This window comes from Clostridium tarantellae (assembly GCF_009295725.1).
GTDB lineage: Bacteria > Bacillota > Clostridia > Clostridiales > Clostridiaceae > Sarcina > Sarcina tarantellae.
Genome location: NZ_WHJC01000162.1, coordinates 1 through 7,689, shown reverse-complemented (window position 1 = coordinate 7,689; position 7,689 = coordinate 1). Strand labels below are relative to the sequence as shown.

The following is a 7,689-nucleotide window of genomic DNA, read 5'->3' as shown; positions in this document are numbered from 1 at the left end:
ATACTATACATGCCTCATCCTCCTAGTTGAATATCATATATAGTATTTATATTTACATATTAAAAAAAATATTAATTATATTTTAAAAATTATAGGACTTTGCTTAAAATCGTTATTAAAAGATATAGATGAATTAATAAGACTATATAAATTAGTTGATTTAATATCAAAATTTAGCATATCATTAAGAGAAGATTTTGATATTTTATTAACAATTTGTAAATTTGATTTTTTCTTTATTTCTTTTAAAGCAATAGCTCCTTTAGAATTTAAACCTAGAACTCTAGTATAAGTTGGTTCCGTACTTCTTAGATTCAAAATATCTTTGGTTATTCCTAAATAACACTGACATAAAACTCTGCTAATTCTTGTATAAGTATATCTTTTACTTTTACATAACATTATAAGTTCATTAAGGGATTTAGCAGAACTTAAATTATTTAATATCTTATTATCTAATCCTTCAGAGCATTCTGGAATTTCATTAAGTATAGTAGGATTAGTTATAAGGGTATATTTTATTAACTGAAACATTTTATTTAAATCTGGATAAGTGCTATTAAATAAAATATCAAAGCTATATTTAGGCATAAAATTTTTGCAACTTTCTAAGTTTTTCTCAATATAAATATTATTTCTTATAGCAGAGGCAGAGGCTAATGTATGAACTGGTAGATCTAAATCATTATAATTAGAACCTTCACGTTTAATAGTATAAGGTGTTATGTTGCTATTTAATTTAATTAAGCTTTTGCAATATTCAATAGCTAAAATATTATTTGAAGAATTTAAAAAAGATTCTATAGTATCAATATTTTTTAAATTTATATTTGAATTTTTTATATAAGTTAATAATGCATTACATCTAGATTTTGCAAAGGGTAATCCATTATTTAAATTGCTTTTAAGCAAATTTTTAAATAGCAGAGGCTCTTCAACTAAAATTTTACTTATTTCTTTTATTAATTTTATATCTCCACTTTCAGAGCCAAAACAAATATTATTTACTATATTTAGAGAATTTAATAAAGAAATTGAACCAAATGCAAAAAATTCTGCTGAAGAAATTGAATAAATAGTAGGTAGTTCTAAAACCAAATCAACTCCAGCTTTTAATGCCATTTCAGTTCTTTTCCATTTATCAATTATGGCAGGTGTACCTCTTTGCATAAAATTTCCACTCATTACACAAATAATAATATCTGCATTAGTAATTTTTTGGGATTGAGATAAATGTAATTCATGTCCATAATGAAATGGATTATATTCTGTTACTATGCCAGTTACGTTCATTTTAAATCACCCTTTTAAAAAAATTTTTATAATAGGATTATAATAACTTAATAAGTGAAAATAATAAAGATATAATAAAAATAACGAAAATTCAGATAATTTCAAATATAAAAAAAACTATATGTAATCGTTTATTTTAATATTATATATTGAAAATGTGAGTAATATAGGAGTATAGTATATAATGTATAATATCCGCTTCGATTTTGAAAGGAGAAATGAACATGGAACTTATGAATCATATTTGGGAAGTAGCACGTAAGGATAAACAAAGAATAGTGTTACCAGAGGGCGATGAGAGCAGAACATTAATGGCGGCTCAAAAAATAGTAGAAGAAGGGCTTGCTTATGCTTATTTAGTTGGTGACGAAGAAACAATAAAGCAAAATGCTGATGATTTAGGAGTTAACTTAACAGGAGTAAATATAGTTGACCCAAATAAATCTGAAAAATTAGAAAAATATATAAATGAATTTTATGAATTAAGAAAAAATAAAGGTATGACTTTAGAAAAAGCAGATAAAATAGTAAGAGATCCTTTATATTTTGCAACAATGATGGTTAAAATGGATGATGCTGATGGAATGGTATCAGGAGCAGTTCATACTACTGGAGATTTATTAAGACCAGGTCTTCAAATAATAAAAACAGCACCAGGAGTATCAGTAGTATCAAGTTTCTTTATAATGATGGTACCAGGATCACAGTATGGAGAAGAAGGAATGTTATTATTCTCTGACTGTGCTGTTAATCCAAATCCAAATGCAGATCAATTAGCAGCTATTGCTATTGCTACTGCAGATACAGCTAAAAAATTATGTGGAATGGAACCAAAAGTTGCTATGTTATCATTCTCAACTATGGGAAGTGCTGATCATGAATTAGTAACTAAAGTTAGAACAGCAACAGAAAAAGCAAAAGAATTAAGACCAGATTTATTAATAGATGGAGAAATGCAATTAGATGCTGCAATAGTTAAGAAGGTAGCAAGTCAAAAAGCACCAAATAGTAAGGTAGCAGGAAATGCTAATGTTTTAATATTCCCTGATTTACAAGCAGGAAATATAGGATATAAATTAGTTCAAAGATTTGCAAATGCAGAAGCAATAGGACCAGTTTGTCAAGGATTTGCAAAGCCAATTAATGATTTATCAAGAGGATGTAGTGCTGATGATATAGTTAATGTTGTAGCTTTAACGGCAGTTCAAGCACAAACTACAGATAAATAATTAAATAAAAAAAATTTAAAATGTTTAATTATATCAACGTTTAATTATAGGAGGAATTTGTAATGAACATATTAGTTATAAACTGCGGAAGCTCATCTTTAAAATATCAACTTATTGATATGAAGAGTGAAAATGCATTAGCATCAGGATTAGTTGAAAGAATAGGAATAGAGGGTTCAGTATTAACTCAAAAAGTTGAAGGAAAAGATAAATATATAGTAACTCAACCAATGAAAGATCATGAAGTTGCAATTAAATTAGTTTTAAATGCTTTAATTGATCCAGTACATGGAGTTATAAAATCAATGGATGAAATTAATGCTGTAGGTCATAGAGTTGTACATGGTGGAGAAAAATATGCTGAATCAGCATTAGTTACAGATAAAGTTATGGAAGATTTAGAAGAATGTGCTAAATTAGCACCTTTACATAATCCAGCAAATATAATAGGAATAAATGCTTGTAAAGCATTAATGCCAAATGTTCCTATGGTAGTTGTATTTGATACTGCATTCCATCAAACAATGCCAGAAGAAGCTTATGTGTATGCTTTACCATATGATTTATACGAGAAAAATCATGTTAGAAAATATGGTTTTCATGGAACATCTCACAAATATGTTTCACAAAAAGTTGCAGAAGAAATGGGAAGAAATATTGAAGATTTAAAAATAATAACTTGTCATTTAGGAAATGGTGCTAGTTTAACAGCAGTTAAAAATGGTAAGTCAATTGAGACTTCAATGGGCTTCACACCATTAGAAGGTATAGTTATGGGAACAAGATGCGGAAATGTAGATCCAGCTATTGTTGTATATTTAATAAAAGAATTAGGATATACTGTTGAAGAAGCTAATGAATTATTAAATAAAAAATCAGGAGTTTTAGGTGTATCAGGAGTAAGTAGTGACTTTAGAGATATAGAGCAAGCGGCATCACAAGGAAATAAAAGAGCTCAATTAGCTTTAGATATATTCCATTATAAAGTAAAACAATTTATAGGTGCTTATGCTGCAACTATGGGTGGAGTAGATGCTATTGTATTTACAGCTGGAGTAGGTGAAAATTCAGCAGAAACAAGAATAGATTCTTGTAAGGGATTAGAGTTCTTAGGTATTGAAATAGATGCAGTTAAAAACAATGTAAGAGGAAAAGTAGCTGAAATAAGCAAAGATGATTCAAAAGTTAAAGTTTACATAGTTCCAACTAATGAAGAGTTAATGATTGCTAAAGATACTTTAGCACTTGTAACTAAATAATTATAAAATATCTTGACTTTTAAAACAGGAATTTATATAATAAAACATGTGTCATTTAGAAATGGCCTATCTTTTATTAAGGAGCGTGAGAGTAGTTAGTAAATAGTACTTGCTACAATGTTTTATGAAATTGAAATTTTCAGAATTATGCTCAAAGAGAGAAAGAAAAAAAGCACTTGATTTATGTTTAGATTTAAAAAAAATACAATTTGAACATGATGAATTTGGAGTTTTAGAACCATTAAAATTTAACGGTGAAATAAAAACAAATTATGATGTAATTATCATTAGTGGAAAAATAACTGGAAAAATTGAAATGGCCTGCTCAAGATGCTTAAAACATTTTTCATATGATATATGTAATGATATTAATGAAAAGTTTACTAATAATTCAAACCAAGAAGAAGATTCTATTATTTTAGTAGAAGGTGATGAATTAGATATCACTGAAATAATAGTAAATAATGTAATTTCAACCTTACCTATAAAAAAGCTTTGTGATGAAAATTGCAAAGGGCTTTGCCATGAATGTGGTACTGACTTAAATGTACATATTTGTAATTGTAATACACAGGATGTAGATATAAGATTGGCAAAGTTAAAGGACTTGTTTAAGTAATAAGGAGGTGTAACAATGGGAAATCCAGCTAGAAAAACGTATAGAGCAAAAAGAGATTCAAGAAGAGCTCAAACTATGAAAATGAGCTTACCAGGTATCGTAGAATGCCCACAATGCCATGAAATGAAAATGGCTCATAGAGTATGCAAAAGCTGCGGACATTACAAAGGTAAAGAAGTAGTTGCATCAGTTGAAGAATAATAAAGAAAGTCTTATGACTTTCTTTTCTTTATATTCAGCAAAAGGGGGATAAACTATGAGAATAGCTGTTGATGGTATGGGTGGAGATAATTCACCTCATGCAGTTGTAGAAGGTTGTGTAGAAGCCTTAAAAGAGTTTGATGATATAGAACTTTACATAACTGGTAAAGAAGAAGATTTACAAAAAGAATTTGATAAATATGACTATGATAAAAGTAGAATTAAACTTATAAATTCAACGGAAGTTATTTCTCCTAATGAGCATCCAGCTATGGCATTAAGAAAAAAGAAAGATTCTACTATAGTTAAGGCTTTAAGATTAGTTAAAAATGAAGAATGCCATGGAGTTATTTCAGCAGGAAGTACTGGGGCATTTTTAGCTGGATGTACTTTAATAGTAGGAAGAATTAAAGGTATAGAAAGACCAGCGTTAGCTCCTGTTATGCCTGGTAAAAATGGTCCATTTATGGTTATAGATGCTGGTGCTAATGTAGATTGTAAAGCACCTTATTTGCTTCAATTTGCTAAAATGGGAGAAATTTACTTTAAAACAGTTATGGAAATTAATAATCCTAAAGTTGGATTAATTAATATTGGTGAAGAAGAAGAAAAAGGAAATGAATTAACAAAAGAAGCGTATAAATTATTAAAAGAAGAAAATAATATTAACTTTATTGGAAACGTTGAACCTAGAGAAGTATCTAGTGGAGATGTAGAAGTTTTAGTTTGTGATGGTTTTGTGGGAAATGCTGTTTTAAAAATGTATGAAGGTGTTGCATCTACTATTACATCTTTAATAGAACAGGAAATAAAAAATTCACCTATTTCAATGATAGGGGTACCATTTCTTATACCAGCTTATAAGAAATTAAAAAAGAAAATGGATTATAAAGAATATGGTGGAGCACCTTTCTTGGGAGTTAATGGAATATGTGTTAAAGCTCATGGAAGTTCTGATGCAAAAGCTTTTAAAAATGCAATAAGACAAACTAGAATATTTTATAATAATAATTTAATAGAAAAAATTAAGTTAGAAATAGAAAAAAATCATAAAATTTAAAAATTTATACTGAAAACATGGTAACTTATATTGACGTAAAGATAGATATATAATAATATCTTATTAGGTTGATGTAGGAGGTGAAAATGATGATATTTGAAAAGTTAAAAGAAATAATAGCTGATAAGCTAAGTATAAACGCTGACGAGATAACTATGGAATCAACTTTCATTGATGATTTAGGAGCTGACTCTCTTGATATAGTTGAATTAATAATGGCTTTAGAAGAAGAGTTAGAAGTAGAAATTCCTGATGAAGATGCTGAAGGATTCAAAACTGTTGGAGATGTAGTAGAATATATTTCTACACATACTGAAGAATAATAAAGTCCCGCTTTAGCGGGATTTTATATTTTAAGTTTATTCTTGAATTTGTTATATAAAGCAAACTGAAGAATAAACCTTAAGGAGATGATTAAGGGTGAAGGAAATGAATATTAAAGAAGTTGAAAAAAAATTAGGATTAGAGTTTGATAATAAGGGTGTTTTAATTACGGCATTAACACATAGTTCTTATGCTAATCAATTTAAAGATGTAAAATATAACGAAAGATTAGAATTTTTAGGAGATTCAGTATTACAGCTTTGTATAACAGAATATTTATTTAACAATTATAAAAACAAATCAGAAGGTGAGTTAACAAAAATAAGAGCATTAATTGTTTGTGAGAACTCTCTTTTTGAGGTAGCTAAAAGATTATCATTAGGTTCTTTCATAAGAATGAGTAAAGGTGAAGAATTAACAGGTGGAAGAGATAGAACTTCTATTCAATCAGATTGCTTAGAAGCAATCATTGCTGCTATATATATAGATAAGGGATTAGAGGTTGCAAAAGATTTTATAATTGAGTATTTTAAAGATACAATAGATAAAGCTATTAAGCAAGAAATAATTTTAGATTTTAAAACTAGATTACAAGAAATTCTTCAAAGGAATGGAGAAGTAAGTATAAATTATCAATTGGTTAAATATGAAGGACCACCTCATAGAAGAAAGTTTTTTACTCAAGTATTAATAGATAATAAACTTATGGGGCAAGGAACAGGTTATAGTAAAAAAGAGGGTGAGCAAAATGCTGCTAGAGAAGCCCTTGAAAAATTAGGGGAAATAAAATGCGAAAAAAACATTATATAATACCGATTTTTGTTCCACACGAAGGATGTCCACATGACTGTGTTTTTTGTAATCAAGGAAAAATTACAGGTGAAAAAAAAGAAATTATAGTTGGACCTAAAAATACATTAGAAAATAAAGTTGATGAAAAATTTGTTAATAAAACAATAGAAGAATATCTTGAAACTATTGATAGAAAAAATTCAATTATAGAGTTGTCATTCTTTGGAGGAACTTTTACAGCTATTGATATAAAAAAGCAAAAGGAATTGCTAGAAGTAGCTAAGGAGTATAAAAGCAAAAAAATCATTGATTATATAAGATTATCTACAAGACCAGATTATATAGATGAAAATATACTAGAACATTTAAAATATTATAATGTAGATATTATAGAGCTAGGAGTACAATCTTTAGACGAAGATGTTTTAAAAAAATCAGGAAGAGGGCATACTACTTATGATGTAGAAAGAGCTTCAAAATTAATAAAAGAAAAAGATTTTATATTAGGTCACCAAATAATGGTGGGATTGCCAGGTGATAATTTTGAAAAGGATTTTTATACTGCAAATAAATCAGTTTCAATGAAGCCAGATTTATGTAGAATATATCCAGCTTTAACTATAAAAAATACTCCTATGGAAGAAATGTATTATGAAGGAGTTTATAAGCCATATTCGTTAGAAGAAGCAATAGATATATGTATGAAAATTTATAATATATACATAAAAAATAATGTTAAAGTTATACGAATAGGCTTACAACCTACAGATAATATTACAGAAGGAAAAGATGTTGTAGCAGGGCCTTTTCATCCAGCATTTAGAGAGTTAGTAGAAAGCAAATATTTAAATAATAAAATATATAATATAATAAAAAATAATACTGAAGATGTAGAAATAAAAATAAATACCA

Annotated in this window: 9 protein-coding genes; 8 read left to right on the top strand and 1 reads right to left on the bottom strand. The window is 27.8% G+C overall.

What is annotated here, in order from left to right; translation table 11 throughout:
* Positions 1-75 precede the first annotated feature (75 nt).
* A complete protein-coding gene (locus tag GBZ86_RS10375) occupies positions 76-1,293 on the bottom strand; it encodes a nucleotidyltransferase (protein WP_152890405.1) in 1,218 nt (405 codons plus the stop codon).
* A gap of 224 nt (positions 1,294-1,517) precedes the next feature.
* On the opposite strand from GBZ86_RS10375, the gene pta reads away from it, so the two are divergent.
* From pta to GBZ86_RS10335, 8 genes are all read left to right on the top strand, one after another.
* Entirely contained in the window at positions 1,518-2,522 is a 1,005-nt protein-coding gene (gene pta, locus GBZ86_RS10370) for a phosphate acetyltransferase (protein WP_152890403.1), read from the top strand.
* A gap of 62 nt (positions 2,523-2,584) precedes the next feature.
* Positions 2,585-3,781, top strand: a complete 1,197-nt coding sequence (locus tag GBZ86_RS10365) for an acetate/propionate family kinase (protein ID WP_152890401.1) — start codon at positions 2,585-2,587, stop codon at positions 3,779-3,781.
* A gap of 124 nt (positions 3,782-3,905) precedes the next feature.
* On the top strand, positions 3,906-4,400 hold the full coding sequence (locus tag GBZ86_RS10360) for a YceD family protein (protein ID WP_152890399.1): 495 nt from the start codon (positions 3,906-3,908) through the stop codon (positions 4,398-4,400).
* A gap of 15 nt (positions 4,401-4,415) precedes the next feature.
* Positions 4,416-4,601, top strand: coding sequence for a 50S ribosomal protein L32 (gene rpmF / locus GBZ86_RS10355; protein WP_152890397.1), 186 nt, complete (start codon positions 4,416-4,418; stop codon positions 4,599-4,601).
* Positions 4,602-4,656: 55 nt separating this feature from the next.
* Positions 4,657-5,661, top strand: coding sequence for a phosphate acyltransferase PlsX (gene plsX / locus GBZ86_RS10350; protein WP_152890395.1), 1,005 nt, complete (start codon positions 4,657-4,659; stop codon positions 5,659-5,661).
* Between the two features lie 89 nt (positions 5,662-5,750).
* A complete protein-coding gene (acpP, locus tag GBZ86_RS10345; RefSeq protein WP_152890409.1) occupies positions 5,751-5,984 on the top strand; it encodes an acyl carrier protein in 234 nt (77 codons plus the stop codon).
* Between the two features lie 97 nt (positions 5,985-6,081).
* A complete protein-coding gene (gene rnc / locus GBZ86_RS10340) occupies positions 6,082-6,795 on the top strand; it encodes a ribonuclease III (protein ID WP_422678920.1) in 714 nt (237 codons plus the stop codon).
* Positions 6,774-7,689: elongator complex protein 3 (locus tag GBZ86_RS10335; protein WP_152890391.1), on the top strand; the 916-nt coding region annotated here is incomplete at its 3' end. The genes rnc and GBZ86_RS10335, both read left to right, overlap by 22 nt.